Source organism: Yonghaparkia sp. Root332 (assembly GCF_001425665.1).
In the GTDB taxonomy this organism is placed as follows: domain Bacteria; phylum Actinomycetota; class Actinomycetes; order Actinomycetales; family Microbacteriaceae; genus Microcella.
Map to the genome: position 1 here is coordinate 995,170 of NZ_LMCX01000001.1, position 26,077 is coordinate 1,021,246.

The following is a 26,077-nucleotide window of genomic DNA, read 5'->3' on the forward strand; positions in this document are numbered from 1 at the left end:
CGGATTCTTCTGGCACGTCACCAGGATAGGTGCCGCCGCCGACGCGGCAGTACCCCCGATCCTGGGGCCGCGGGTTCGCGGTATCCTCGAAGGCTGGATCATCCACAGGCGAGGAGTGAGCGCATGCCCACCGGCAAGGTCAAGTTCTACGACCAGGAGAAGGGTTTCGGGTTCATCAGCGGCGACGATGGCTCCGAGGTCTTCCTGCACGCCTCCGCGCTGCCGGAGGGGGCGGTCGTCAAGGCCGGCAGCCGCCTCGAGTTCGGCGTGGCCGACGGCAAGCGCGGTGCGCAGGCACTCTCGGTGCGCGTGCTCGACGCGAAGCCGAGCCTCGCGAAGGCACACCGCAAGCCTGCCGACGAGATGTCGATCATCGTGGAGGACCTCATCAAGCTCCTCGACGGCGTCGGCGGCCGGCTCAAGGGCGGGCGCTACCCCGATGGCGAGCACGGCGCCAAGATCGCCGCGGTGCTGCGCCGCGTCGCGGACGAGCTGGATGCCTGAGTCGCCCGAGGGCTCGACGATCGACCGAGCGACCCTCGAGCCGCTCGCGCGTGCGGCGCTCGGCGAGATCACGAACCCCAAGCACGTCGGAGCGCTGCGCGACGTGACGATCGCCGATGACGTCGCCACGGTGCGCTTCTCGACCACCCAGGGCGGCTACCCCGGCTGGGCCTGGACGGTCAGCATCGCCGTCAACCCCGGCATGGAGCCCGCCATCCTCGAGACCGAGCTCATGCCGGGCGACGGCGCACTCGTCGCGCCCGACTGGGTGCCGTGGTCCGACCGGCTCGAGGACTACCTCGCGCAGCAGGCGGAGGCGGGTGCCGGCGAGGGCGACGAGTCGGACGACGACGACCACGACGACGACCACGAGCTCGATGACGACGTCGACGGCGTCGACATCGACCTGCACGCGGACGACCTCGACGACGAGGACGACGAGGACGACGATGACGACGACGACATCGACGACGACGGCATCGAGGACGACGAGGACGACGACGAGGACGACGACGAGGACGACGACGACGACGAGGACGACTCGGGCCTCTGAGCCCCGAACCCCGTCCGGGAGGGGCTAGGTCCGGCGGGAGGAGACGACCCAGCCGGCCACGCCGAGCAGGAGCCCGACCCCGATCGTGACCAGGGCGCCGACGCTCGCCTCGCGATCGGTCAGCACGAGCATCCCGACCGTCACGATGCCGGCGATGATCCAGCCGACGATGCCGATCGTGAACGCGAGCCGGTCATCGGTGCGCAGCGGCGCCGGGTCGGCCCGGCGCTCGTCGCTGCGCACCCACAGCCGCACGCCTCAGCCCGCCGTGCTCTCGAGGACGAAGTCGATCGCGCGCGTCAGCTGTCGGACGTCGTCGGGCTCGATGGCGACGAACGTCGCGATGCGCAGCTGGTTGCGGCCGAGCTTGCGGTAGGGCTCGGTGTCGACGATGCCGTTGGCGCGCAGCGTCTTCGCGACCGCGGCGGCGTCGACCGAGTCGTCGAAGTCGATCGTGACGACGACCGGCGAGCGGTGGTCGGGGTCGGTGACGAAGGGGGTCGCGAGCGCGTGCGCCTCGGCCCACGCGTAGAGGTGGTTCGAGCTCTCGGCGGTGCGAGCGCTCGCCCAGGCGAGGCCGCCCTCGCCGTTGATCCAGCGCACCTGCTCGTCGAGCATGACGAGGGTCGCGAGGGCCGGGGTGTTGAGCGTCTGCTGCAGGCGCGAGTTGTCGATCGCGGCGGTGAGGGAGAGGAACGGCGGGATCCAGCGCCCGCTCGCGCCGATGCGCTCGGCCCGCTCGATCGCGGCGGGGCTCATGACGGCGAGCCAGAGCCCGCCGTCGCCGGCGAAGTTCTTCTGCGGGGCGAAGTAGTAGACGTCGGTCTCGGTCACATCGAAGTCGATGCCGCCGGCCGCGCTCGTCGCGTCGACCACCGTGAGGGCGTCGGGGGATGCTCCGATCCGCGTGACCGGAGCGCTCACGCCCGTCGACGTCTCGTTGTGGGGGTAGGCGTAGACGTCGACGCCGTCGACGACATCGAGCGAACCGCGCGTGCCGCCGGGGGTCTTGACCACGTGCGGGGCCTCGAGCCAGGGCGCGCTCGCCGAGGCGACGAACTTGCTGCCGAACTCGCCGAAGTCGAGGTGGGCGCTGCGCTGCTCGATGAGGCCGGCCGCTGCGACGTCCCAGAAGGCGGTCGACCCGCCGTTGCCGAGGACGACCTCGTAGCCGTCGGGGAGGCGGAACAGGTCGGAGAGCCCGCTGCGCACGCTCGCGACGAGATTCTTCACCGGAGCCTGACGGTGCGAGGTGCCCAGCAGATCGTGGGCCGCGGCCAGCGCGGCGAGCTGGTCGGGGCGGACCTTCGACGGGCCGCAGCCGAACCGCCCGTCGCGCGGGAGGAGGTCGGCGGGGATCACGGTCTCGGCCATGCCCTGATCCTACCGACGTCGGGTGCGACGGAGCGCCGTCGGGCGTTCCCGTTAGGCTAGCCTCACCATCCGGAGTGCGACGAGGAGGCACCGCGTGACCGATCTGGTCGACACCACCGAGATGTACCTGCGGACCATCCTCGACCTCGAGGAGGAGGGGATCATCCCCCTCCGGGCCCGCATCTCGGAGCGCATCGGGCACTCCGGCCCCACCGTCTCGCAGACGGTCGCGCGCATGGAGCGCGACGGGCTGCTGAGCGTGGAGGGCGACCGTCATCTCGAGCTCACCGCTGAGGGCCGGCGCAAGGCCGTGGGCGTCATGCGCAAGCACCGCCTGGCCGAGCGCCTGCTCGCCGACGTCATCGGGCTCGACTGGTCGCTCGTGCACGACGAGGCCTGCCGGTGGGAGCACGTCATGAGCGAGCAGGTCGAGCGCCGCCTGCTCACGCTGCTGGAGTCGCCGACGGAGTCGCCGTACGGCAACCCCATCCCGGGCCTGGAGGAGATCGGCGGCCCCGCGGCCGAGTCCTTCCTCGACGGCGTCATCTCGCTCCCGACCGCGGTCGCCGCGGGAACCCGGCACTGCACGATCCGGCGCCTGGCCGAGCCCGTGCAGTTCGATCCCGATCTGCTCCACCAGCTCCAGGAGGCAGGGGTCCTGCCCGGTGCGGAGGCCACGATCCGCGGCGAGTCCTCCGGCTACGTGAGCGTCGAGATCGACGGTCGGGCCGAGGGGATCGAGCTGCCGCTCGAGGTCGCGCGGCACATTTACGTCGGCGACTGACGTATTTACACAACATCTAGTGTTCGTGTCCTGATTGTGACCTTCTCGTAACCTCGCGTACACTCGCACAGTCCGACACGGCCACCCAGCCGGCAAGGGCTCTTCGCGCGGCGCTCTCGCTCGCCCGTCCCGCGCGGGGACCGTGGAATACACGAAAGAGGACGGGCCGCCCCAAGGAGCGGCGAGGCGCAGGAGGTCACACTCTTGATCCAAGGCACTGATTCCGGCTCCGTCGCCCGAACGGACACCGGCAGCTCGACCCCCCGCACCACCCGCTCACGCCGCTCCTCCCTGCGCGGCACGGCGCTCAACGTCACCGTCATGGCCGTCGCCACCGGAATCGTCGCCACCCTCGCCCTTCCCGGCTACGCCGTGAATCCCGCCGCCAACGCGGACGGCGTCGAGGCGGCGGAGGCCATGGCGCAGCTGCGCGCGACGCAGTCGCAGAGCCTCACCGTCGAGTCCGAGACGGCGCAGACCGTGTCGCGCGACCAGTTCACCGCCACGAGCGAGGAGGAGCTCGCCGCCGCCCAGGCCGCGCAGGCCGCCGCCGAGCGTCGCGCCGAGCTCGCCGCCAGCTACACGGCGTACAGCGGGCCGACCGCGCAGGACTTCCTCGCCGCGCCGCCCGCCTCGTACAGCCAGAGCGCGGTCGTCAACATCGGCCTGCAGTACGTCGGCACGCCCTACCAGTACGGCGGCACGACGCCCGCGGGCTTCGACTGCTCGGGCTTCACCGCCTACGTCTTCGCCCAGGTCGGCATCGCCCTCCCGCACAGCGTGTCGGGCCAGGCCTCGATGGGCACCAGGATCTCGCGGGCGGATGCCGTGCCCGGCGACCTCGTCGTGCTCAACGACCACAGCCACATCGGCATCTACATGGGCAACGGCGCGATCCTCGACGCGCCCTACCCCGGCAAGACCGTTCAGGCCCGCCCGCTCTGGACCGACGCGTACTACATCGTCCGCATCGGCTGAGCGCCTCGGGCGTCACCGCGCACTCCGGTGAACAGACCATGAATCGGCGTGCCCGCTCAGGCGGGTGCGCCGATTCTGGGTTAGCCTGATGCCCTCGGCGCCATCAGAGGACATAACCGGGAGAGGCCATGTGCGAGCGACGCGACATCCAAACCGTGGATGCGCGCGCCGTCTTCCGCATACGGCACAGCGTTCGCACGGCCCTGCCCTGTCGGGGCCGCGCGCGATCGAGCACTGCAGTCTGACTGCAGTGCTTTTTTTGTGCCCGTCACCGCGGGCGCGCTGAACCTCCCGCCCGCGGCGGCACCGGGACGCAAGGACAGCCCGCAGGCCATGCGGGCTCCGTTCATGGAGGTCAGCGGATGCGCACTCTCGTTCTCAACGCCGGATACGAGCCCCTCGCGGTCGTCTCGTTCCGTCGAGCCCTCGTGCTCGTGATGAACGGCAAGGCCGTGGTGCTCGCGCGCGACGACGCGCACCCCGTCATCGGGATCCACGACGCCTTCGAGCGACCGAGCGTCATCGTCCTGCGCCGCTACGTGCGCATCCCGCACGCGCGGCAGGTGCCCCTCACGCGCCGCGGCGTCCTGCGTCGCGACGGCAACCGCTGCGCCTACTGCGGGTCATCGGCCACGACGATCGACCACGTCATGCCGCGCTCGCGCGGCGGCGCCGACTCGTGGGAGAACCTCGTCGCCTGCTGCCTGAAGTGCAACAACATCAAGAGCGACCGCACCCCGGCGGAGATGGGGTGGCGCCTGCGCGTCCAGCCCAAGGCCCCGCACGGGACGGCCTGGCTCGTGCGCGGCATCGAGCGCCCGCAGCCGGCGTGGGACGAGTACCTCGCGCCGCTCGCGGCGTAGGGCGGGCATCCGCCGGTCGTCGCCGACCGGCGGGCCCGCCCCAGCCGGCGGTCAGCCCGCGAAGGCCGCGTCGTAGAGCGCGCGGAGCTCGGGGGAGTCCTCGCCCGTGACGCCGCAGCCCGTGATCATGCCGTCGAGGGCGCCGACGAGGAACTCGCCGCCGACCGTGAACGGCACGCCCGAGTAGTCGGACGAGGTCGCGTCGATCTGCGGCACCTCGACGCGATCGGCGACCTCGCCGGCGAACGTCTCGGTGACCTCGAGGGTGACGGTGCCGCCGTCGACCTCGAGCACGGTGGCGGCGAAGGCCTGATCCTGCGCGGCGATCGTCGCGGGGTCGAGGGCGAGGCAGCTGCCGCTCGCGAGTCCGCCGCCCTCGGGGGCGGCGAGCTGCTCGACGGTGGGCTGCGTGCCGCCGAGGGCGAGGGGCGCGACGATCGCGGCGGCGATCGCGACGGCCGCGGCGGCGCCGGCCACGGGCATCCAGCGGGGGATGCGCGAGCGGGCGTGGGTCGCCGACTCGGGGGCGGTGGCGGTGCTGGTGTCGGTCATGAGCTGCTCCATCCTGTGGTCGAGCCACGTCGCAGGGAGGGGAGCGAGCGCGCGCGCCGGGTCGGCGGCGCCGAGCTGCTGGCGCAGCTCGCGGTCATCGTCGGACATCGATGCTCCCTTCCTCTTCCCTGACATGTCCAGATGAAGCGGCTGCTTTCAGCGCGGCGTGCGACTCGTCCGACAGCTCGGCCTTCAGTCGCGCCTTCGCGCGGTGCAGGCGGATCGACGCGGCGTTCGCGCTGATGCCGAGCACGACTGCGATCTGCGGGCTCGTGAGCTCGTCCCACGCCCACAGGCGGAGGATCTCGGCGTCGTCGCGGCGCAGTCGGGCGAGGGCGGCGCGGAGCCGGACGTGGTCGTCACCATGGGGGTCATCGTCGTCTGCCGCGGCGTCGGGCGCGTCGATCGGCGGCGGGTCGATCGCGATGATGCGGCCGACGAGGCGCGTGCGGCGGCGCTCGGCGCGCTGGGCGTTCGCGAGGCACTGGCGGGCGACGACGATCGCCCAGGGCAGCGCGTCGGCCTCGGCGGGAGGGACCTCGTCGAGCCTCCGCCAGCACACGAGCAGCACGTCGCCGAGCACGTCGTCGGCGGTCGCGGCGTCGGTGCGGCGATGCAGATAGCGGCGCACCGGGTCGGCGACGAGGTCGACGAGGGCGCGCATCCGCCGCTCGCGATCGGTCGAGGTGCTCACACCCTGCTTATGTCGCGGCGCGGGGCGATCTTTCGTGCTCGCGCCCAGGCAGACCCGCGCGGACTCCGCGTCTCAGTGGTCGAGGGCCGCGTCGATCTCGTCTCGCCGGGCGAGCAGCATCGCGTCGAAGGCCTCGCGCGGCAGCGGCCGGGCATCCGTGAACGCGACGGCGCCCTTCGATCGCTTCAGGTCGCCGAGCAGCGGCGCGACCGCCACGATCACGGCGGGGCTGAACGGGTACACCGAGTAGCCCGCGGCGGTCGCGGCGACGGCGATGAGCGGACGCCCGCGGTAGCGCAGGGCGGGCATGCCGTACGAGACTCCCTCGGCGGCGCGCGGCTCGAGCTCGAGCGCGCGAGCGTACCAGCCGGCGAGGACGTCGCGGGAGGGGTGCGGGGCCGCAGCGATCGAACCGGTGAGCGGATGCTCAGGGCTCGAGTCGGGCATCCGGTCATGGTTGCAGAGGCCGGCGCCGGCGGGAAGGGGCCGCGACCGCGGTGCCGTGCCGACGCCCGCGGTTTAGAGTGGAGGCGTCAGCCTCTGTAGCTCAATGGAAGAGCAGTTCCGTCCTAAGGAAAGGGTTGGGGGTTCGAGTCCCTCCAGGGGCACGCAGGGCCGATTGCGGAAATGTCGGATCTCGATTGCGGAAATGTGGCGATCTGACCGGCCGCTGTCCACCCCGGCAGGCGCTGCTCCGACACGCCCGATCGGGCTGTGTGTTGCGTAGGACGTCAGGGCGACATACGTTCGACCTACGTCAACGAAGAAGCCCCCGGCAGATGCGCCAACATCCACCGGGGGCGTTGCTAGTACAGCTAGCCGTTGATTCTCTTACCGGAGATTGAACGCCCTGCGGCACCGCGAGCAGGACACGAGCCCCGGCGTGCGCAGGCGTACGCCGGGGAGCTCGTGCCTGAAGTGGCAGTACGGACAGGTGACGATCAGGGCGGGGATGCGGCGCATCTCATGCTCCTTCCTGGCCGGCTTAGCAGCCGGACCTTCTTTGTGGTGCCCGAACGGTCGCCCGAGCACCACAACGGTACGTCCGCCTACAGACATCGAAGCGACACCACATCTAGTGGGCGTGTCCTCCACAGCTGTGCATATCTTGTGGTTTGAGTTCTCCACAGGGGCCTCGCTCGAAATCCCCGCCACTGATGGAGCCGGCCCCGCTTGTCCTCACCGTGTCCTCCAAAATGGGGACAACGCTGTGGAGAACTCGTAGGGCGGGTCGGTGCCGAGTTGATTGCCTAACCAGCGAGCTTGAGAGCCTGCAGTCGAGAGAGGCGCCGCCTCTTCCGTCTGCGCTGCTCGCGGGCTGCCACCAGTCTCGCGACCTCCTCCATGTCGCCGATCCGACGCGCGGCCTTGACGTCCTCGCCACGACGACGATCCGCGATGATACGCCGGCGGCTCATCTCCGCCTCCGAGAGAGGCATCAACGTCGGAGTCACCGCCCAGGTCGTCCCGGCCGCAACTTCCTGGACGACAGGCTTCTTCACCACGCGCGGAGGCTTCGGAGGATCGATGAGGAAGGTACGGACCTTGCGGAGGTTGCTCGCGGTGACCAGGAACGCCGCAAGGACGTACTGCGCCGCGTGGCCACGGAGCCGCCGGCGGCTGCTCCGGCCAGCCTGCTCGGGCGTGTTCTCCTTCAGGTAGCCGTTGTAGCCCTCCACGATCGTCCGCTGGGCGTACTGGATGAGGAACTCCTCGGAGCCCCAGATCAGGCCCTGCCGATGACGGGCCCATTCTTCGAACGGGATCGACACGGACTCCTCGTTCGTGCAGATCTTGCCGGGGTGGTCAGGAAGGTTCGAGGGCAGGATCGGCAGGAGCACTTTTCCCTCGGGGACTGCGCTGCTCCGAGGCTTCAGCGGGCAGGAGACCGTGGCGTTCGGTCCGGCCGCCGGGCAGGTGATGACCAGAGCGCCGCCGGGCTTGGGCTTCTGCTTCTGCTTCAGCTCGTACGGCCGCAGCGCGTTCACGGCCCGGACGAGTCGCTCTTTCGCGGGCTCTCTCTCCTCGCTAGGACGCTGACGGTCCTGGAAAACCACCGCCGTGTTGAAGGGCTCCTCGAGCAGCGCCTTGGGCGTCGCCGGGCAGAAGTGGCGGCCGACCAGTTGCAGGCCGCCACCAGATCCCCCCTGAACCCCGGTCTTGCCCGGCACCTTCGTCCCGTCGGAGCGGGTCTCCGGGAGGAGATCGAAAATGACCTCGTAGCCCATGGCGATGATCGGGTACCGGAGCTTCTCCGGAAGAGCCTGCGTGTAGGCGGCATCACCGATCCAGTAGCCGGCCGGATGACCCCGATCGCGAATCGACGCAGTGCAGTTCACTGCCTCGAGCGCGAACGCCTTGCCCGGGCGGTGGAATGACATCCCGGCGGCCAGGTCGGGGAACTGCGGCTCGTCGAACGGAGAGTTCGGCAGCCAGATCGCGAGCGTGGCCTCGTAGCCGTTGACGAGCTTGCCCTTCTTCGCGTTGTCGCCGTCGTGGTCTCCCTCTCGCACGTATGGGCCGGCGTCTCTGTCGGAGGAGGACCGTCCGGTGTGGATGTTGGTGGTTTGCCGCGCGAAGGCGTCGAAGAGCGTCGCGTCGACCGCGATGTTGCCCTTCCACTGGTCGCGGTAGACCGCCGGCAGAGTCCGAATACTGGCCTCCAGCAGATGGTTGGCCAGCCAGTCAAGGCGCGCAAGCATCACTTCGACGTTCGGATCGTCGTTCTCCTCATCCGTGAGTCGCTGGTGCTCCTCTGCGGACACCCGCGTGCGCCGCTCGGACGGAAAGGGATCGATGCTCTCGATCCAGGAGTCGAAGGCTCGCCGGATCCGGGTGCATCGACCCTCCTCCCGGATGGCGTGCTCGGGAATGCCGATCCGAGCGACCTGGTCGCTGGTCAAGCGTCCTACCAGCTCGTCGATCCGGGTCATGAGGATCGGCTTTTCGTCGAACAGGGTGACGAGGATCAGGATGAAGATGTGCCGGATGGTGAACTCGCTGCGCCGTCCGGCGCGACCTCGCGCTCCGCGAAGCTTCATCCGGTACTCCTCAGCCCACACCTCGAGCTGCGGCACGACACCGGATCCGTCGATGAAGGCGATCGCTCGGTCGATGGCGACGTCAGACACCCCTCCGATGTTGTGCAGTTCGGCGTACTCGCCGTTCGGGCCGAAGATGAGGAGCTTCTCCCCGTCGAGAGTCGCCTCTCCGGCGTGCGCGAGGCGCAGGCTGATCTCCTTACGGGGCGGGTTCTTGGGTCCCAGTCCCTTGGCGCTCATCGGACAGCCCCTGACCCGCGCATGAGTCTGTCGGCTGACTCGCTGTCTCGCTGGACGTGATCGAGGTATCGCTGGAACGAGTCCAGTGTGGTGTTCCCTGCTGTGGCGAGCAGAAGGTCCAGCGGTGTTCCGAACTGGAGGTGAGTGACGAGCCAGGTCACTCGCATCCGTCGTGAGTCGGGCCCGCCTGACTTGGTCGTGAAATCGCCGACGTAGTTTCCGCCGGAGACCTCGCCCGTGACGCCGACGAGATGATCGGTCTCTCCGGCCTCCTCCAGCGACAGGTGGAGAAGCGGCTCCCAGTCGTGGAGAAGCGGAACGGTTCGAGGATGGCCGACCGTCACGTTGACGCTCAGGCCGCCCGGCAGGTGCAGCACGTCTGCGCGCCTCACGCCCGCCATCTCTGCAGCGCGAAGCCCCGCTCCCATCCCCAGCGCGGCGATGGCGCAGGCAGTCCGTCGGTGGTTCGCATCGCGTCGGGACTTGGCCCACGACTCGATAAGGGAGTAGTCCGACGGATCGAACGGCGCGGGAGAGCGGTGGCGCTGAGGCCGCGTGAAACGCACGCCGAGCGGTTCGCTGTCGACGAGCGTCAGACGGGCCTGGCGGAGTGTGGTCCGCGCGTGGGGGTTGTCCGCGTGGCCCTTCCTCACCCGAAGCGCGATGTGATGCTCGACGACTGCCTCGGAGAGCACCGTCTCGGGGGTCAGGTCCCACCCCTGCTCCCAGCAGTGGGCCGCCAGTCGTGTCAGGTTGAAGAGCAGGTCCTTCGTGAGCGCGACAGGCGCGGGCCCGATCTGCTCCATCCATTCCAGGAGTCGCGGTCGGATCATCGCCCACGCCTCGCCATCGATCCGCGGCGAGTAGTCATGGAGCTGCTTGCGCCAGCGCTGCTCGCGGTCGGCCATGGGGCCTCCGCCAGACGCACTGTCGAGTACGCTCGCGCCATGGCTCGAACCACCCGTCCGACGCCTCGGGAGCTGGCCGTCGACTGGCCGCGAGTCGCTTCCGGCGATCCCATCGGGGAGATCGCGCGAGGCTTCACGCTGAACCTCATCGAGGCGATCGGTGATCGCAGTCTGCGCAGCGTCGCCGAATCCACCGGCGTGGGGCATGCGAGTCTGTCGCGCATCATCGAAGGCCAGCTGTGGCCGGACATGTGGACTGTCGCCCGTCTGGAGCGAGGTCTCGGCAGGGCGCTGTGGCCCCGCGGGGACGAGTGAGTTGGATTCCATGTAAAGCCCTATGCGGGCTTGTTCGGATCGGCCGGAGTGTGAGCCTCACCTGGCCCCCGCTACATGGCATGTCGAAGCTCCGCGTCGGCAAGCTCGTCCATCGGTGCGTCGGCGAAGGGCATGAAGCGGTTCAGTGATTCCAGCGAGCTGAACCCTGCTGCGCGGGACAGCGCGATGAGGTGCGTACCAGCGCTGATGTGGCGGATGAGCCATGTGGCGCGCAACCGCTGCATGTTCGGCCGGGCGCTCGGGGCTCCCGCAGACTTCGCGATGAAGTTGGTCACCAGGTTCAGGTGGTGGCCGCGGGGGCCCGGCCGAAACACCCAGTCGCGGTCATCGAGATCAACGCACGCGTCGGCCAATGGCGATTCCCACGATGCCAGTAGCGGAACCCGCCGCGGTCTCGGCCCTCGGACCTCGACCGTCGTCCCACCCGGTTCGCGCGTGAGGTCGCCGCGACGGAGGTGGAGCAGTTCCGACGAGGTGAGACCTGCGCCCGCCCCGAGCGAGACCAGAGCGAGAGCGCTCCCGCACCTCCACCGGCCGGATTGGGTTCGCGCCCACCAGGCGAGCTCGCCCAGCTCTTCGGATGTGTACGGCCGACTCGGTTCGGAGCCAGGGAGCGCTGCGAGTCGACGAGGCGTCCCCTCGGGGCCGATCGCTTCCGCGATCCTCAGCAGGATCGGGCGGACACACGTCCGACTGCCAGCGGACAGATTCGGCATCTGATTCGACACGGCGAAGTCGATGACCTCGCGCCGGAGCGCCGTGGCTGTCTCGAGCGGCCAGCCGAGTTCAACACACGCCCTGGCCAGGTTGCAGAGCGCATGGATGATTCGACGCGGTGGGTAGCTGACCAGGGGAGCCGCTGCCGTGGCTGTCTCCAGCACGAAGGGCCCGATGGTTGTCCACTCCGAGGCGGAAGACTTGGCCTGATACAGGCGCAGCGTGCTCTCCAGCAGCTTCGTGTCGGACATGGTGATTACTATCGCCATTACCCCCGACAATGGAGGAGCCCCGATGCACACTGCCGCCCCGCAGGCCCGATCGTTGCCTGTCCACGAGCACCCGACCCTCAACCGGATGGCCACCGCCCGTAGGCTCCAGCTTGTCGCTGAAACGGACTTCCAGCCCTTCCTCTTCGGGTGGAGGAACCGATCAGGCGAGTCGCACTACAGCTCGAACCTGCTGACGCTCGTCGATCTGCTTGGCCGGGTGGGCCACACGGAGGAGTGGGCATGGGTGACCACCTGGCCGGTGGACGATCCGGCTGCCATCGCCCAGGCATGCGGACGTGTGGACCGCGGGTTCGTCGTCGAAGTCGGCTGGCGATGGACCACAAGTCAGATTGTCCGACTCGGTGCTGCCCACTTCCCGCGCGTGAACGTTGCGACGCCGCGGTGGGCCCGCTGGAGCTCGCTCGATGAGCTCCACGGACTGGGGGAGGCGGCAACGATCATGGGCGACTGGCTGATCGACCGGGAGATCGGACAGGGCTTCGAGAGTCGCGCGCCCGACCCATACGCGTCACGATGACATCGGACATCCATGTCCCCCCGAAGGACAGAGCGCGGACATTCGGAGGACACACCTGTCCCGTGGTGTCTCGCCACATCGGACGTGCACGTCTCGCGCTCGGGACAAGCAGCGTGGGCGAAGGTCGCGCCGCGACGAGAAGATCTACCAGCCTCGCGGTGCCAAGCGAGCGTGGAGCGGCTCCCACTTTGCCTGCCACGGATCGGCGTCCTAACGACGGGCCTCGGAAGTCGCGAGCCAGCTGTCGCGCTGAGGGGAACGGCGATACCGTCTGGATGCGGGGTCAGGTTTGACAAGGACGGGATAACGTGGCGCCGTGCAGGCTGCAGCCGAGGAGTCCGACCGATCCGCGAAGAGCGGCAGCCTGTTTCCGCCAATGCGATGGTGGGTGCCGGCCGCATCTGCGGCGCTGCTGGTCTTGTTCCTGATCGCGGTAGTCGCCATCCTCGTGCGGCCGCCGGGGCCTCTCGATGACCCTCGGCCAGCGTTCCAGCGGGATGGACTTCTCCGTGATGGACCGGTACTCGATGCCGACGTCGCGGGTGTTCGATTCGGGGAGCGCACTGTGATCGTGCTCTTCGAGCGGGAGGAACCCGAAGGCCGAACGTGGGACCAGTGGTCCGCGGACGTGACTTCGGGTGGCGCCGCGTTGGTCGTCGTGACGCCGGTTCAGGTTGCCCACGGATCGTTGGTGGACGCGATCGGCATGCCCGCACCGGTCGATGGCGGGCCGCCCATCGGCTACGCGGTGGTCGATTCGAGCCGCCAGGTGCGGTACGCAACGATCGACCCCCAGTACCTCAAGAACGCCTTCGAAGTCGACGTCATCAGCGGGGCCGTGGAATGAGAGCAGAGCATCGGCCCGGCGCGTCCAGCTATCGAGCGCTCCATCCGCGTTCATTGATGATCCAGCTGGCGCTTCTGCTAGTCGTTGAGGTCCTGCTGTTCCTGAGCTACAGCGTCCACGACGCCCGATTCCACTGGGCGACCCACTTCCTCGTCGCCGTGATCGTGGCGATAATCGTCATGGCGATCTACCTCCGCGTGCGGAAGGCACCGGGTCCGCGTTTCCTCCTCATGCTCGTCCTCGGGCTTCACGTCTTCGCTATGGCGCCGGACCTGCTGTTCCGGGCAGGAGCTCCTCACGCTGCATGGATGGACATCTTCCTCGGGCACGTATCTGCGCACTACATGCCGGGAGGTGACACGACATGGCTCGTCATCGCCGTGACCGCGATCACCGGCTACGTCGTCGCGCTAACGCGATGGCTTCGATCACAAGCTCCCGAAGCTGGCACCATCGACCGTGGCGGCGTGGACAGATGAGCCGAGATCGGGCCTCTGCTGCCCCGCGACCCGCTCACACACAGTCATTCCGCACCACCTCGTGGCACTATTGCCGCGTGAGAATCGGCCTGAGCACGACGAGCGCGCGCGCGATGAGTCTGCTCATCGCGCTGGCACTTGCCCTGTTCGGAGCGCTGATGGCAGGGCACGGCGCGGGATCGGCGAGCCACGACGAGCACACGCTCTCCGCCGCTCTCACCATCGACACTCACTCGAGCATTCAGGCGCCGCCTGCATCCAGCCACCACGCCGGATCTTCGGCGCTCACTGCCAACCCGGGCGAAGTCCCTCCCACAGACACGTGTTCGACCTGCCTCACTGAGGGGCAGATGCACGTGCTGACGGTTTGCGGCCTTCTCATCATGTCCGCGGTGACGCTGCTGCTCATGCCCCGGTGGCGCGAATCGATCCACCGAGCTGCGGAAGCGATCGGCCTCCTGGTCGCGCAGACGGCTGTTGCTGCCGTCGGCGCAGCGACCCCGAACCTTCTCTCGCTCGGCATCAGTCGCAGGTGATGCGCGGAGCTCGGTTTCCCGCCGACTCCACTGCTCACCAGACAACACCGACAGATGAAGGACCAATGATGACCACCAATGCAATGCGGCGCGCCCTCGCGGGCGCCCTGACCCTCGCCGTGGCGGCGACCCTCACGGCCTGCGCGATGCCCTCCGACATGGACATGAGCGCCGGAAACTCCGACCGGACAGCATCCTCCGCCCCCGACGCCTCGGTCGAGCCGAACAACGCCGACGTCATGTTCGTCGGCATGATGATCCCGCACCATGAAGAAGCCGTCGAGATGGCCGACATGCTCCTCGAGAAGGACGGCGTCGAGTCGGAGGTGATCGAGCTTGCCGAGGCGATCAAGGCAGCGCAGGAGCCTGAGATCGAGTTGATGGAGTCCTGGCTCAAGGAGTGGGACTCGATGCCCGCCGAGGGCATGGGCGGCATGGATCACGGAGATTCTGGCATGGGCTCGATGATGGGCATGTCCGAGGAGGACATGCAGGCTCTGGAGGAAGCGCCGGGCCCCGAGGCGGGTGACCTGTTCCTGGAGCTGATGATCGTGCACCATGAAGGGGCGATCGTCATGGCGCAGGACGTGTTGGATGACGGCCGCCACCCGGACGTCCTCGACCTGGCGACCCAGATCATTTCCGATCAGGCAGCCGAGATCGAGCTGATGCGCTCGATGCTCGACTCATGATCGCGCCGAAGGCGGCACTCGCAGCGGTCGTGACCGCCCTCACATTGTTCATCGCTGGGTGTACAGCGCCGGACGCTGAGGGCAACCGGGAGGAGGTGCCCGCGCCGGAGTTCCAAGCTGGCGTATCGCATGTCCACGCGATCGACCTCGACGAGATGACCGGATTCGTCCACATCGCCACCCACGAGGGCATCCTTCTTGCGGGCATGCCGCACGATGGCGAGACCGTCTCAGAGGCGAATCCCCTCGGAGACTGGCGAGGCGATGCGATGGGGCTGGTTCGAGTGGGCGATCGTCTGCTCGTCTCGGGGCACCCTGGACCGACTGAGGAGGGGCCGGGCGCTATCGGGCTCCGCGAGTCCGACCTCTCCGGCGATGAGTGGACAGCGATCAGCCTGGAAGGCGAGGCCGATTTTCACTCGCTCGCAGCGGGAGGCACCAGTCCGGGGATGTCCATGCTCGCCGGTGTGGACTCCATCTCCGGGCGCGTGATGGTCAGCCCGGACGGCGGAGCTGGCTGGCAGCAGGGCGCCGCCATCGCAGCGGCGTCAGTGGCGTGGAATGCCGATGCTTCGGCGCTGCTCGCCACGACATCTAACGGCCTGGTCGTGAGTCGGGATCGAGGGCAGAGCTTCGAGGCGGTTCCGGATGCTCCTTACCTCGTGCTTCTCGCGTCGAGCCCGACGGAGTCCGACACCTTCACCATGGTCGGCATCGACGTTCAGGGTGTCCTGCACCGCTCGACCGACGGCCTGACGTGGGAGGCGGTCGGGGCTGTCCCCCTCGAGCCGGCCGCCATCTCGGTAGGCATGACCGGTGCGATCATCGTGGCGGACACCACACAGGTCATGCATTCAGTGGACGGCGGAACCACCTGGAACCTGATCGTCGCTCTCTGATCCGCAGTGCCGGCGGGGTGGGACCAGTCGTGCTGGACCCACTCCGCTGGCGGGCGGCAGACCGAACCAGAAATGCCAGCCCCGGTGCGAACAGTACATCGTCCGATGTACAGTTTTGCCATGACCTCTATGTCCTTGTCCCGCCTCGACGCCATTCGCCGCATCGGGAAGGCCCTCGCCGACCCGACGCGCGCGGCGATTCTCTTGGCACTGCTCGACGAACCCCGCTATCCGGCTGATCTGGTCGATGAGCTTGGGATCACCAAACAGAACGCGTCGAACCACCTCGCCTGCCTTCGCGACTGCGGCATCGTCGTTGCCGAGCCGGCAGGCCGACGGGTTCTATACGACATCTCCGACGCTCGTCTCCGTCACGCGCTGCAGGATCTCGTCGGCGTCGTGCTCGCCGTCGACCCCGAGGACGCTTGTGATGTCCACGCCGGATCGGTGCCCGCATGACCTTCCCAACCACCGTCGCGCCGGACGTCGCGCGGAGATCGGCGCTGCGTCGAAGGGTCAAGATTATTGTTGCCATCACCATCGTCTACAACGTCGTGGAGGGCGTCATCGCTCTCATCGCCGGGGCCGCCGCCGACTCGGCAGCGCTCATCGGGTTTGGGCTGGACTCCGGCGTCGAGGTCCTTTCCGCGACCGCGGTGGCCTGGCAGTTCACCAGACGAGACCCTGAACGGTATGAGAAGCCGGTGCTTCGGGTGATCGCGTTCGCCTTCTTCGCTCTGGCCGCGTATACCATCGTCGGCTCGACCCTGTCGTTGACTGGGTTGAGCACGCCCGAGTCCAGCGGCGTGGGGATCGCGCTCGCCGCCATCAGTGTCGTCGTGATGCCCGTCCTCTCTCTGATCGAGCGACGCACCGGACGAGAGCTTGGATCAGCGACTGTCGTGGCCGACTCCAAGCAGACCCTCATCTGCTCCCTGTTGTCGGCGGCGGTCCTGTTGGGTCTTGTCGCTAACGCGACGCTCGGATGGGCATGGGCGGATGCCGTCGCCGCTCTCGTGATCGGCGCCTTCGCTATCCGCGAGGGTATTGAAGCGTGGAACGGCGACACGTGCTCGACCGCGATCGGCGAGCTGATGGAGCACAAGGATCCAGATGCCGATGGCGGCGACGCGATCTCCAGCCGCGGAGCCGGCGTATGACCGAAGAGCCGCACAGTCATGGGACCGCGAGTAGCTCTCCTCGGCGCCTAGCGATTGCGTTCGGGCTGACGCTCAGCGTTTTCATCGCCGAGGTGATCGGCGCAATCGTCACCGGTTCGCTTGCTCTGTTGGTTGACGCAGCCCACATGCTCACCGACGCTGGCGGCCTTCTTGTTGCTCTCCTGGCGGCTCGACTCATGGTGCGCCCGGCGACCTCGCGCCGTACGTGGGGGTTTCGTCGCGCTGAGGTCCTCGCAGCGACGGCGCAGTCCGCGGTGCTTCTTGGGGTAGGGCTCTTCGTGGCCATCGAGGCGATCCAGCGTCTCAGCGACCCGGCAGAGGTCGGGGGGCCCGAGCTGCTCGTCTTCGGCGTCATCGGGCTCGCGGCCAACCTCACCGCGGTCGTCGTGCTGGCCGGGGGACGGCGCGAGAATCTCAATATGCGGGCGGCGTTCCTCGAGGTTCTCAACGACACGCTCGGATCGGTGGCCGTCATCGTTGCGGCTGTCGTGATCGCCACCACCGGTTTCCAGCAGGCCGATTCGATCGCCGCGCTTCTCGTCGGTGTTCTCATCATCCCGCGCACGGTGCGACTGCTCCGTGATGCCGTGGACGTGCTGCTGGAGTCTGTGCCACGAGGGGTCGACCTCGAAGCCATTCGGCAGCACCTCCTCGACGAGGAACACGTGGTCGACGTCCACGATCTGCACATCACGCAGATCGCGACAGGCCTGCCGGTTCTCACTGCACACGTGATCGTCGAGGACGGGTGCTTCCACGATGGCCACGCTCCCGAAATCACCGAGGCGCTCGAAACCTGCGTCGCAGAACACTTCTCTGTCGCCATCGGCCACTCGACCTTCCAGCTGGAGCCTGCAGAAGCGGGCCGATCGCACGACCTCCACTGACCGTCGAACCATCGTGGAGCCGCGGCTCGTCAGCTCCTGATCATCGGGGGTGCCGGTGATTCACCTTGTTGTCGCGGTGTCGCCCCGCTACGGTCAGCGATGGGATTTTTGTAGCCACAGCGTGGGATCGTCATCGATCTCGTTTGCGGATATGTGCCCGAAGTTCGCCTGTGGTTCGCCTGAAGCGCGGAGGGCGGGCTCATTCCGCAAACCCCCCACGCACGGCACCATGCGCGGGGACAGGGTCCTGCCGTGGTCGTAGGGTCCTCCACCGAGGCCAGTGAGGCGGCGTCCATGATCGAGTTCCTCGCCGGAGTGGCGGCCGAGATCGGGTGGGCGCTTCCCGTCGCAGCCGTGCTGTGGTTCATCGCGCGACGCGTCACGCGCATCGAGACCACGGCCGGCTCGACCCGCACCGCGGCGACTCGCCCGGCCTGGCAGCGTGCGGTCGGTCTCGTCGGCGCCGCCGCGGCCCTCTGGGGGCTGCTCATCGGGATGGGCGCGCTCATCACGACCGTCCTGGCGCCGGTGCGCGACCTCGACGTCGCCATCATCGAGCGCCTGGTCGAGAGCCGGACCGATCCGCTGACCGCGCTCGCTCACATCGGCGACAAGATCGGGAACACGCCGGGCATCATCGCGATGGTCGTCATCTCGGCCACCGTCGCGCACGCGCTGACGCGGCGCTGGGCGCCGGCGCTGGTCGTCGTGGCCGCTGCGGCGGGCGAGACCTCCATCTTCCTCGCGACCCAGGTGGCGATCAGTCGGGCGCGACCGGATGTCGAGCAGCTCGCCGGCGAGCCGGCGACGTCGTCGTTCCCGTCCGGGCACGTCGCGGCGACGATCGTCACCTACGGCTGCATCGCCCTGCTCGTGCTCGCCTGGTCGCGCGGCGCGGTGCGCGTCGTGGCCGTCGCCGCGGCCATCGTGCTCCCGCTGCTGGTCGCGTGGGCGCGCATGTACCAGGGGATGCACTTCCCGAGCGACGTGCTCGCGAGCTTCCTCTTCGCGCCGCTGTGGCTGGCCGTGTGCTGGTGGGCGATCCGACCGCAGCCGCGAGGCGAGACGGTGCGGATGGGCCGGGCAGTGGCGGACGTGGAGAACGCGACGCCCCCCGCACGCTGAGTCCTCTAGGTTCGTGCGGGCGCCACCGCCGTCTTTCGGAGAGGACCCCATGAGGACAGACCACTACGACTCCTTCGCCGAGGCCTACGACGCGGAGAACGCCTCGAGTCTCGTCAACGCCCATTACGAGCGGCCCGCGATGATCGCGCTGGCGGGGGATGTCCGCGGCCGGCGCATCCTCGACGCCGGCTGCGGATCGGGCCCGCTCTCGGCCGCCCTGCGCGAGCGCGGCGCCGAGATGTCCGGCTTCGACGGCAGCCCCGCGATGATCGAGCTCGCGCGCCGGCGGCTGGGCGACGGCGTACCGCTCGAGGTGGCGGATCTCGCCGAGCCGCTTCCGTACGATGACGAGTCGTTCGACGTCGTCGTCGCCTCGCTCGTGCTGCACTACCTCGAGGACTGGTCGGGGCCGCTGGCCGAGCTGCGTCGCGTGCTGACACCGGGCGGGCGTCTGATCGTCTCCGTCAACCACCCGACGGTCTACATGATCAACTACCCGGATCAGGACTACTTCGTCACGCGACGATTCTCTGAGGAGTACGAGTTCGCCGGGCAGGCGGGCACGCTGACCTACTGGCATCGACCGCTCCACGCGGTCACCGACGCGGTCATCTCGGCCGGATTCCGGATCGCGGCGCTCGCCGAGCCGCCCGTGTCGCCCCTCGCCCCGCCGGAGCTGCTCCCTCCGAAGATCCGCAGCGGCGAGAAGTCGGCCTTCCTGTGCTTCCTGTTCCTCGTGCTCGAGAAGGCCTGATCGAGGCGGCGTCGGCCGGTTCGGATCCGCACGGGCCTAGGGTGGGGGCATGACCGACTCGCTCCTCTCGCTGGGCGATCAGCGCTTCCTGCTCCTGACGACGTATCGCCGGACGGGAGCCGCGGTCTCCACACCCGTGTGGGTCGCGCGCGACGGTGACGCTCTCCTCGTCTCCACGCCGCGCGATTCGGGCAAGGTCAAGCGACTGCGCAATGACGCGCAGGTGGAGCTCACGGCGTGCGGACGATTCGGGCGGCCGCGGCGGGGCAGTCGAGCCGTCCGCGCCGTGGGACGCCTCCAGGACGATCAGACGGCCGTGGATCGCGTCACCGCGCTGCTGCGCGCCAAGATGCCGCTGGAGTACCCCCTCGTCATGCGGCTCGAGGGCTCCCTGGGCTCCGAGCGCGAGAAGCGCGTGGTCATCCGGATCACCGAGGAGTAGGCGCCCGCCACGGCCGGAGCCGAGCTACGACTCCTCGTCGTACATGAACTCGCGCAGCTCCTGCGGGCACCGGCACGCGGCTGCGATCCGCTGCGCCCAGTGCAGCGCCTCCTCCCGCGTCGGCACCTCGATGATCGTGAAGCCGCCGTCGAAGGGCGGGTAGATCGGCGCGCTCACGGCGCCGTCCGCGGCGACCGTGACCGGCTCGACGCCCTCGTCGATGCCTCCGCCGAAGACGTAGGCGCCTGCGGCCTTGAGATCGCGGATCACCTGGTGCGAATCGTCGACGACCTGCTGCCACTGGCCGTCGGGCACCTGCATGACACCGCTCGGGAGCGAGATCACGTACTTCGTCATCACAGACCTCCGATACGGGTGGCGACCGTGCGGGCGACGACGCCGATGACGGAGAAGCTACACCTGCCGCAGCCTCACGGCTGCGGAGTGCCCACCCGGACCGTCCGCCACGTGTCGATCGCGATCACGCCGCCGAGCACGATGAGCGAGAGCGAGATCGACGCGAGCGCATCGGTCGGCCAGTGGTAGCCGAGGTACACCCGGCACACCGCCGTCGCGGCCACGAGGACGATCGCGACGAGGAACGCGATCACGGTCGAGATCGGGTACCGGCGGCGCGAGAACACGAGGAAGGTCGTGATGAGCAGGAAGTCGGTCGCGCCCATGACGTGCCCGGAGGGGAACGACGGCGTGTAGTCCGCGTCGAGCAGCATGAGGGAGATCGGCGGGCGGTCGCGGCCGATGATCGGGGCGAGCGTCTGCACGATCGCCACGCCGACGATCATGCCGCCGGCGAGAACGAACGGTCGCCAGGCGTGCTTGGCGGCGAACCCCCACCACACGGTCGTGACGAGGACGATGATCGGCATCGCGATGGGGCCGAAAACGTTCGCGATGATCGTCATGACGATCGTGAGACCCGGCGACTCCATGCTCCGCAGCCAGTCCTGGATCGGCTGATCGATGACCGACAGCCCATCGCTCTCACGGACCGAGTCGAGGATGACGAGGAAGGCGACGAGCCCGATCGCGCCGAGCGACCCGGCGATGATGTACAGATTCCGTCGGGCGGACGGGCGCACCGTCCGCTCCTCGACGACGAACTTCTCGTGGAAGCGACGCAGCGCCCCCGGCTTCTTCGCGGCCGTCTCTGTCACTCCCGGTACTCCTCCGTCGCTCCGCCCGGCACGCCGAGATGTCACCGCAGGGTATCGCGACCTCCGCTCTACCGCAGGCGCCAGGGAGCGACGGCGTGCAGGGCCGGCAGCGCGGCGGCGATGACCAGCACCGTGCCGAGGACCTCGTCACCCGGGCGGAGGATCGCGCCCGCGATGAGCAGCCCCGCCGCGAGAATCGCCGAGGTCGTGCGGCGCACGCTCGCGTCGATGACGCGCAGGCGCTGCTCGACCTCGGGGCTGCGGACGGCGAGCTCGCCGCGGTCGAGGCGCGTGGCGAGAGCATCCACCCGCTGGGGGAGCCGGGCGAGCGCGGACAGGATGGACACGGCCTCGCGACCGAGCGATCGAGCCGTCGACGCGCCGCCGCCGTTGAGGAGGGTGCGGGCGAAGGGGTCGACCGCGTCCCACATGTTGAAGTCGCGGTTGAGGGCGCTCGTGACGCCCGAGATGAGCGAGATGGTGCGGATCAGCAGCAGGAAGCTCTCCGGCAGCTGGAACGGGAGCGTGCGGATGACCTCGCTGAACTGGCGAGCGAACGCCTCGAGCTCGCGCGGGTCGATGCGCGTGAGCTCGGCGACGCCCATGCCGCCGAAGCGGTCGAAGAGGGCCGAGATCGCGCGCTCGAGCTCGACCGTGTCGGCCGACGGCAGCAGCACGCCGAGGCGCTGGGTCGCCGCGACCCAGCCGCGGGCGTCCCGGGCGGCCACCGCGAAGATGAACTGCCGCAGGCCGTCGCGCAGCTCGTCGTCGATCTCGCCCATCATGCCGAAGTCGATGAAGGTGAGCGCGAAGCCGCCCGGGTCGCCGCCGGCGGCGGGGGTGACGAAGATGTTGCCGGGGTGCGGGTCGGCGTGGAAGAACCCGGCGACGAAGATCTGCTCGAACGTCGCACGCGCGAGCTCGGCGGCGACGGCGTTCGGGTCGATGCCGGCGGCCTGCAGCGCGGCGATGTCGGTGATCTTGATCGCCGTGACGTCGCTGAGCGTCAGCAGGCGGCGGGCGCTGCGCTCCCACACGACGACGGGGGTGCCGACGCGCGGATCGTCGGCGAAGTCGGCGGCGAAGCGCTCGACGTTGACGGCCTCGTGGACGTAGTCGATCTCCTCCAGGCTCGTCGTCGCGAACTCCTCCACGAGCGCCGGGGCGTCGGTGCGCCGGTTGACGAGCCGCACGCGCGAGAGCCAGCGGCCGACACGGCGCAGCGCGGCGAGGTCGACCTCGACGATCTGCTCGATCCCGGGGCGCAGGACCTTCACGACGACGTCCTCGAAGCCGAGGTCGGCGGCGATGCCGGGCGACAGGCGGGCCCGGTGCGCCTGACCGAGGGAGGCGGCCGCGATGGGCGTCGGGTCGACGAACCCGAACGCGCGATCGAGGGGGATGCCCAGTTCGCGCTCGGCCTGCGCGACGATCGCCGCGAACGGCTCGGGAGCCACCTCGTCCTGCAGCCCCTCGAGCTCGCGCGTGATCTCCGGCGGCAGCACGTCGAGCCGCGATGACAGGAACTGGCCGACCTTGATCATGAGCCCGCCCAGATCGGCGGCGAGGTCGTGGAATCGGCGCGAGAGCCGCTGCAGGCGACGGATGCGCCCGCGCGCTGCGAGCCGGCCGAGGCCGAACCGCGGCAGCACGAGCTCGAACCACCACGCCTGCACGAGCGCGCGCGCCGCGAAGCGCATGATCCGCCGGTAGCGCGCGCGAAGAGCCGGGTTGCGCTGGACCTCGGCGGAGAGCGTCTCGTCGCCGGGTGTCGGCACCCTCCTAGCCTTCGGCGAGGAGGGCGTAGAGCTTGCGCCGCGTCTCGTCGAGGAGGGCGGCCGCGCGCTCCTTCTGCTCGCGCGAGCCCGACTGCGCGACCTGCGCCGCGGCCTGGGCGAGGCGGGCGCCGGCGCGCGGCACGGCGGCGGAGGTCTCGTCCCAGCGGGGCAGGCGCCAGTCGTGCTCGTCGCGTCGGGCGTGCTCGTGGTCGTGCGCGTCGGCGGCCGCGGCCGCATGGGCGGTCGCCTCGGCGGCGGCCGCGCGACCCGTCTCGGTGAGCGAGTAGACCGTGCGCTCGCCGTCGTTCTGCGTGTGGAGGAGCCCCTCATCGGTGAGCTGCTGCAGCATCGGGTAGACGGCGCTCGCGCCGGGCGTCCACGCCCCACCGCTCGCGGCCGCGATCGTCTGCATGACCTGGTGGCCGTTCATCGGCTCGCGGGAGAGCGCGGAGAGCACGGCGACCCGGATGTCGCCGTGGCCCGAGGTCGTGGAGGAGCGCCCGCCGGAGCGAGGCGAGAACGCGTCGCGGAGGCCGTCGACGGCCTCGCGGAGGTCGAAGCCGGCGGAGGAGGAGCTGCGCATCGGGGAGTCCCTTCGGAGAGGGCGGCGCGAACGGCCGCCGTGCTGATGCCGACGGTACGCCGCGTCTCTGGATGCGCGCTCACCGCCGGCCGCAAGCCCCTGTCGAGCGACCTGAGCGTCTGCTCGTCCTTCCCCGAGGCCCCGCGACCTTCGCTCGACGTTCCGCGATCGAGGTCAGTCCACGAGCAGCTGGGCGATCCGGTGCTCGATGAGCTCCTTGAGCACGAGCGACGTCGCGGTGCGTCGGATGCCCGGGCACCGCAGGATCTTCTGGCCCACCTCGTACAGATGGTCGGCATCGCGCGCGACGACCTGGATGAGCAGGTCGTCGACGCCCGACATCGCGACGCACTCGATGATCTCTGGGATCTCGCGCAGCGCGACCATCGCGTCGTCGAAGCGGTGCTGATCGACCTCGGCGGTCACCATCGCGCGGACCGCGTAGCCGAGCGATTCGGGATGCGCGGTGATCGAGTGCGGGCGCAGCGTGCGGCCGTCGAAGAGCTGGCTGATGCGGTTCTGCACCGTACCGCGTGCGAGGCCGAGCGCCTCGGCGAGCCAGCCGACCGTCGCGCGCGGGTCGCGATCGAGAGCGGCGAGGATGCGCCGGCTCGACCGATCGAGGAGTCTGGGCGAATTGACCATGGTGCGCTCACAGTACGCGCTCATCATGGTCGGATCGACCACTTGTCGCAGGCGCACTGGCGCAGAACGCGCAGACGGCGTTGACTCACTGGTCATGATGCGCACCGGTGCGCGAGCGGCGATCCCGCGCGGGCGCCGGATCGATCCCGCCCACGACCGCACCGATCTCCCTGGAGTCATCATGCCGACCGCACCCCTGCCCGAGTTCACCCACGAGCGCGTCTCGACCGTGCGCGGCGAGCGCTCGGGCCTCGCGATCACCGTCGCTCTGCACTCCTCGGCGATCGGGCCGGCGCTCGGCGGCTGCCGCATGTGGCGCTACCCGCAGTGGATCGACGGGGTCGCCGACGCGATGCGCCTCGCCTCCGCGATGACGATGAAGAACGCGCTCGCCGACATCGGCGCGGGCGGCGGCAAGTCGGTCATCGCGCTCGGCCCCGACGACGTCGTCGACGACGAGCGCCGCCGTGCCGCGCTGCTCGACCTCGGCGACCTCATCGAGACCTTCGGCGGGCGCTACCGCACGGCCGAGGACGTCGGCACCACCGAGCACGACATGCTCGTCGTGCGCGAGCGCACCGAGCACGTCGTCGGCCTCCCTGCCGCGAACGGCGGGGCGGGGGAGCCCGCCGAGGGCACCGCTCTCGGCGTGTACGTCTCGATCGAGCGCGTGATCGAGGAGCTCTTCGACTCCGGCTCGCTCGTCGGCCGCTCGTTCGTGATCTCCGGTCTCGGCCAGGTCGGCTCGCGCCTCGCCGAGCGGCTCGCCCGCGCCGGCGCGCGACTGTTCGTCACCGACATCGCCGAGTCGAAGCGCGCCCTCGCGGCTGACCTCGGCGCGACCTGGATCGACGTCGACGCCGCCCTCACGACCCCCGCGGACGTGTTCGTGCCCGCCGGACTCGGCGGGGTGCTCACCCCGGCGACGATCGCGACGCTGCCGGTCCGCGCGGTCGTCGGCCCGGCCAACAACCCGCTCGCCTACCGGTCGGGAGCGGAGCACCTGGCGGCCCGCGGCATCCTCTACGCACCCGACTTCGTGGTCAACGCGGGCGGCGTCATCCACCTCGCGCTCACCGGCGACGGCGCCTCGCCCGCCGCGATCGACGCGCGCCTGCGCGGCATCGGCGACACGCTGTCGGAGATCCTGTGCGCGGCGCGCGCGAAGGGCGTCACGCCGCTCGCGGCGGCCGAGGCCCTCGCAGTCGAGCGCGTCGAGCGGGCGCGCGCGGCGTCCGCGGTCGGGGTGCTCGCGGTCTGACGGATGTCGCACCCGACGAGTCGACGCCGGTCGCCGTCATCGCGACGACGCTCGACGCACCGACCTTCATCCCGGTCTCCGTCCCGCAGCGCCTGACGCGAGCGGAGGAGGACGAGCAAGGACGCTGCGTGGGCATCGCGACACCGCGCACTGCATCCTTCGTGGGGTCGGTCGGACGCAGCGTTGGGCGGCCAGCGACGGCCGACTGCGGCCAGCGATCCGGCGCGCCCGACGCCTGCGCCCCGGCGGCCGCGAGCAGCCCTGCTCGGAAGCGTCGTGCCGCCGTGCCCCGTCCTGGTCGGCGTTCTCCTGCGCGGCACCTCACGCGCGGACGCCCGCCGAACCTGATGCACGCTCGCGCATTCGTCTGCGTATACGGTTGCGCAATCGCATGCGGAGCTGTTTGACTGTGTTTCGGCACCAACGGGGGATGACCGAT

32 protein-coding genes and 1 tRNA gene are annotated in these 26,077 nt (G+C 69.5%); 20 read left to right on the plus strand and 13 right to left on the minus strand.

From position 1 onward, the window contains the following. Positions 1 to 123: 123 nt before the first annotated feature. Positions 124 to 504 (plus strand): cold-shock protein, encoded by a 381-nt coding sequence (locus ASC54_RS04770; RefSeq protein ID WP_055856929.1) that lies wholly within the window; start codon positions 124 to 126, stop codon positions 502 to 504. Continuing rightward, positions 497 to 1,057: a DUF3027 domain-containing protein gene (locus ASC54_RS04775; RefSeq protein WP_055896999.1), complete on the plus strand. Its 561-nt coding sequence runs from the start codon at positions 497 to 499 to the stop codon at positions 1,055 to 1,057. The genes ASC54_RS04770 and ASC54_RS04775 overlap by 8 nt, the downstream gene beginning before the upstream one ends. A gap of 24 nt (positions 1,058 to 1,081) precedes the next feature. Here ASC54_RS04775 and ASC54_RS04780 read toward each other — a convergent pair whose 3' ends face one another. Further along, positions 1,082 to 1,300, minus strand: a complete 219-nt coding sequence (locus ASC54_RS04780; RefSeq protein WP_156376728.1) for a hypothetical protein — start codon at positions 1,298 to 1,300, stop codon at positions 1,082 to 1,084. A gap of 15 nt (positions 1,301 to 1,315) precedes the next feature. After that, on the minus strand, positions 1,316 to 2,431 hold the full coding sequence (serC, locus tag ASC54_RS04785; protein WP_055856920.1) for a phosphoserine transaminase: 1,116 nt from the start codon (positions 2,429 to 2,431) through the stop codon (positions 1,316 to 1,318). A gap of 94 nt (positions 2,432 to 2,525) precedes the next feature. Here serC and ASC54_RS04790 point away from each other — a divergent pair, with 94 nt between their 5' ends. From ASC54_RS04790 to ASC54_RS04800, 3 genes are all read left to right on the plus strand, one after another. Next, on the plus strand, positions 2,526 to 3,215 hold the full coding sequence (locus ASC54_RS04790) for a metal-dependent transcriptional regulator (protein ID WP_055856918.1): 690 nt from the start codon (positions 2,526 to 2,528) through the stop codon (positions 3,213 to 3,215). Positions 3,216 to 3,419: 204 nt separating this feature from the next. Next, the gene (locus ASC54_RS04795) at positions 3,420 to 4,193 is read left to right on the plus strand and encodes a C40 family peptidase (protein ID WP_055897005.1); all 774 of its coding nucleotides are present in this window, start codon (positions 3,420 to 3,422) and stop codon (positions 4,191 to 4,193) included. Positions 4,194 to 4,555: 362 nt separating this feature from the next. After that, complete coding sequence (locus tag ASC54_RS04800; protein ID WP_055897007.1) at positions 4,556 to 5,056, plus strand: HNH endonuclease; 501 nt, start codon at positions 4,556 to 4,558, stop codon at positions 5,054 to 5,056. Positions 5,057 to 5,107: 51 nt separating this feature from the next. Here the strand turns inward: ASC54_RS04800 and ASC54_RS04805 are convergent, their stop codons facing one another. The 3 genes from ASC54_RS04805 to ASC54_RS04815 all read right to left on the minus strand — a co-directional run bounded on the left by ASC54_RS04805 (position 5,108) and on the right by ASC54_RS04815 (position 6,749). Next, positions 5,108 to 5,716: a hypothetical protein gene (locus tag ASC54_RS04805; protein ID WP_055856912.1), complete on the minus strand. Its 609-nt coding sequence runs from the start codon at positions 5,714 to 5,716 to the stop codon at positions 5,108 to 5,110. After that, positions 5,703 to 6,302, minus strand: coding sequence for an RNA polymerase sigma factor (locus tag ASC54_RS04810; RefSeq protein ID WP_200932268.1), 600 nt, complete (start codon positions 6,300 to 6,302; stop codon positions 5,703 to 5,705). The genes ASC54_RS04805 and ASC54_RS04810 overlap by 14 nt, the downstream gene beginning before the upstream one ends. A gap of 72 nt (positions 6,303 to 6,374) precedes the next feature. Continuing rightward, the gene (locus ASC54_RS04815) at positions 6,375 to 6,749 is read right to left on the minus strand and encodes an iron chaperone (protein WP_055856910.1); all 375 of its coding nucleotides are present in this window, start codon (positions 6,747 to 6,749) and stop codon (positions 6,375 to 6,377) included. A gap of 89 nt (positions 6,750 to 6,838) precedes the next feature. Here ASC54_RS04815 and ASC54_RS04820 point away from each other — a divergent pair. Continuing rightward, a tRNA-Arg gene (locus tag ASC54_RS04820) sits at positions 6,839 to 6,910 on the plus strand. Positions 6,911 to 7,552: 642 nt separating this feature from the next. On the opposite strand, the gene ASC54_RS04825 is transcribed toward ASC54_RS04820, so the two are convergent. Beyond that, positions 7,553 to 9,583, minus strand: a complete 2,031-nt coding sequence (locus tag ASC54_RS04825; protein ID WP_055897012.1) for a hypothetical protein — start codon at positions 9,581 to 9,583, stop codon at positions 7,553 to 7,555. Continuing rightward, on the minus strand, positions 9,580 to 10,491 hold the full coding sequence (locus tag ASC54_RS04830; RefSeq protein WP_055897015.1) for a hypothetical protein: 912 nt from the start codon (positions 10,489 to 10,491) through the stop codon (positions 9,580 to 9,582). The genes ASC54_RS04825 and ASC54_RS04830 overlap by 4 nt, the downstream gene beginning before the upstream one ends. A 39-nt stretch (positions 10,492 to 10,530) precedes the next feature. On the opposite strand from ASC54_RS04830, the gene ASC54_RS04835 reads away from it, so the two are divergent. After that, positions 10,531 to 10,806 carry a transcriptional regulator gene (locus ASC54_RS04835; RefSeq protein WP_055897018.1) on the plus strand — a complete coding sequence of 92 codons (276 nt, stop codon included), beginning with the start codon at positions 10,531 to 10,533 and terminating at the stop codon, positions 10,804 to 10,806. 71 nt (positions 10,807 to 10,877) lie between these two features. Here the strand turns inward: ASC54_RS04835 and ASC54_RS04840 are convergent, their stop codons facing one another. Continuing rightward, positions 10,878 to 11,795 (minus strand): site-specific integrase, encoded by a 918-nt coding sequence (locus tag ASC54_RS04840; protein ID WP_055897021.1) that lies wholly within the window; start codon positions 11,793 to 11,795, stop codon positions 10,878 to 10,880. Positions 11,796 to 11,838: 43 nt separating this feature from the next. Between ASC54_RS04840 and ASC54_RS04845 the strand changes: the two genes are divergently transcribed. The 12 genes from ASC54_RS04845 (at position 11,839) to ASC54_RS04900 (ending at position 20,196) form a co-directional block, all read left to right on the plus strand. Further along, positions 11,839 to 12,354, plus strand: coding sequence for a hypothetical protein (locus ASC54_RS04845; protein ID WP_055897024.1), 516 nt, complete (start codon positions 11,839 to 11,841; stop codon positions 12,352 to 12,354). Between the two features lie 316 nt (positions 12,355 to 12,670). After that, on the plus strand, positions 12,671 to 13,201 hold the full coding sequence (locus ASC54_RS04850) for a hypothetical protein (protein WP_156376729.1): 531 nt from the start codon (positions 12,671 to 12,673) through the stop codon (positions 13,199 to 13,201). Positions 13,202 to 13,257: 56 nt separating this feature from the next. Further along, positions 13,258 to 13,680: a hypothetical protein gene (locus ASC54_RS04855; RefSeq protein ID WP_055897030.1), complete on the plus strand. Its 423-nt coding sequence runs from the start codon at positions 13,258 to 13,260 to the stop codon at positions 13,678 to 13,680. Positions 13,681 to 13,757: 77 nt separating this feature from the next. After that, positions 13,758 to 14,216, plus strand: a complete 459-nt coding sequence (locus ASC54_RS04860) for a hypothetical protein (RefSeq protein ID WP_156376730.1) — start codon at positions 13,758 to 13,760, stop codon at positions 14,214 to 14,216. A 68-nt stretch (positions 14,217 to 14,284) separates the two neighbouring features. Next, a complete protein-coding gene (locus ASC54_RS04865) occupies positions 14,285 to 14,908 on the plus strand; it encodes a DUF305 domain-containing protein (protein WP_235451384.1) in 624 nt (207 codons plus the stop codon). Beyond that, the gene (locus tag ASC54_RS04870; protein WP_055897036.1) at positions 14,905 to 15,807 is read left to right on the plus strand and encodes a hypothetical protein; all 903 of its coding nucleotides are present in this window, start codon (positions 14,905 to 14,907) and stop codon (positions 15,805 to 15,807) included. Before ASC54_RS04865 ends, ASC54_RS04870 begins: the two co-directional genes overlap by 4 nt. Before the next feature lie 120 nt (positions 15,808 to 15,927). Next, positions 15,928 to 16,266, plus strand: a complete 339-nt coding sequence (locus tag ASC54_RS04875) for a helix-turn-helix transcriptional regulator (protein ID WP_055897039.1) — start codon at positions 15,928 to 15,930, stop codon at positions 16,264 to 16,266. After that, positions 16,263 to 16,967: a cation transporter gene (locus ASC54_RS04880; protein ID WP_055897041.1), complete on the plus strand. Its 705-nt coding sequence runs from the start codon at positions 16,263 to 16,265 to the stop codon at positions 16,965 to 16,967. The genes ASC54_RS04875 and ASC54_RS04880 overlap by 4 nt, the downstream gene beginning before the upstream one ends. Further along, positions 16,964 to 17,875, plus strand: coding sequence for a cation diffusion facilitator family transporter (locus ASC54_RS04885; RefSeq protein ID WP_055897043.1), 912 nt, complete (start codon positions 16,964 to 16,966; stop codon positions 17,873 to 17,875). The genes ASC54_RS04880 and ASC54_RS04885 overlap by 4 nt, the downstream gene beginning before the upstream one ends. A gap of 294 nt (positions 17,876 to 18,169) precedes the next feature. Continuing rightward, on the plus strand, positions 18,170 to 19,000 hold the full coding sequence (locus ASC54_RS04890) for a phosphatase PAP2 family protein (RefSeq protein ID WP_055856907.1): 831 nt from the start codon (positions 18,170 to 18,172) through the stop codon (positions 18,998 to 19,000). 49 nt (positions 19,001 to 19,049) lie between these two features. Then, complete coding sequence (locus ASC54_RS04895) at positions 19,050 to 19,754, plus strand: class I SAM-dependent methyltransferase (RefSeq protein ID WP_082514850.1); 705 nt, start codon at positions 19,050 to 19,052, stop codon at positions 19,752 to 19,754. Positions 19,755 to 19,803: 49 nt separating this feature from the next. Further along, entirely contained in the window at positions 19,804 to 20,196 is a 393-nt protein-coding gene (locus ASC54_RS04900) for a PPOX class F420-dependent oxidoreductase (protein WP_055856902.1), read from the plus strand. A 24-nt stretch (positions 20,197 to 20,220) separates the two neighbouring features. Here ASC54_RS04900 and ASC54_RS04905 read toward each other — a convergent pair whose 3' ends face one another. The 5 genes from ASC54_RS04905 to ASC54_RS04925 form a co-directional block, all read right to left on the minus strand. Further along, entirely contained in the window at positions 20,221 to 20,553 is a 333-nt protein-coding gene (locus tag ASC54_RS04905; protein ID WP_055897047.1) for a YciI family protein, read from the minus strand. Positions 20,554 to 20,627: 74 nt separating this feature from the next. Next, on the minus strand, positions 20,628 to 21,371 hold the full coding sequence (locus tag ASC54_RS04910; protein ID WP_055856898.1) for a phosphatase PAP2 family protein: 744 nt from the start codon (positions 21,369 to 21,371) through the stop codon (positions 20,628 to 20,630). A 68-nt stretch (positions 21,372 to 21,439) separates the two neighbouring features. Next, positions 21,440 to 23,071 carry an AarF/ABC1/UbiB kinase family protein gene (locus ASC54_RS04915; RefSeq protein WP_082514951.1) on the minus strand — a complete coding sequence of 544 codons (1,632 nt, stop codon included), beginning with the start codon at positions 23,069 to 23,071 and terminating at the stop codon, positions 21,440 to 21,442. Between the two features lie 82 nt (positions 23,072 to 23,153). Beyond that, positions 23,154 to 23,732, minus strand: coding sequence for a PadR family transcriptional regulator (locus tag ASC54_RS04920; protein ID WP_055856893.1), 579 nt, complete (start codon positions 23,730 to 23,732; stop codon positions 23,154 to 23,156). A 174-nt stretch (positions 23,733 to 23,906) separates the two neighbouring features. Beyond that, entirely contained in the window at positions 23,907 to 24,377 is a 471-nt protein-coding gene (locus ASC54_RS04925; RefSeq protein ID WP_055897051.1) for an Lrp/AsnC family transcriptional regulator, read from the minus strand. Between the two features lie 178 nt (positions 24,378 to 24,555). Between ASC54_RS04925 and ASC54_RS04930 the strand changes: the two genes are divergently transcribed. After that, positions 24,556 to 25,638, plus strand: a complete 1,083-nt coding sequence (locus ASC54_RS04930; RefSeq protein ID WP_156376781.1) for a Glu/Leu/Phe/Val dehydrogenase dimerization domain-containing protein — start codon at positions 24,556 to 24,558, stop codon at positions 25,636 to 25,638. Positions 25,639 to 26,077 lie beyond the last annotated feature (439 nt).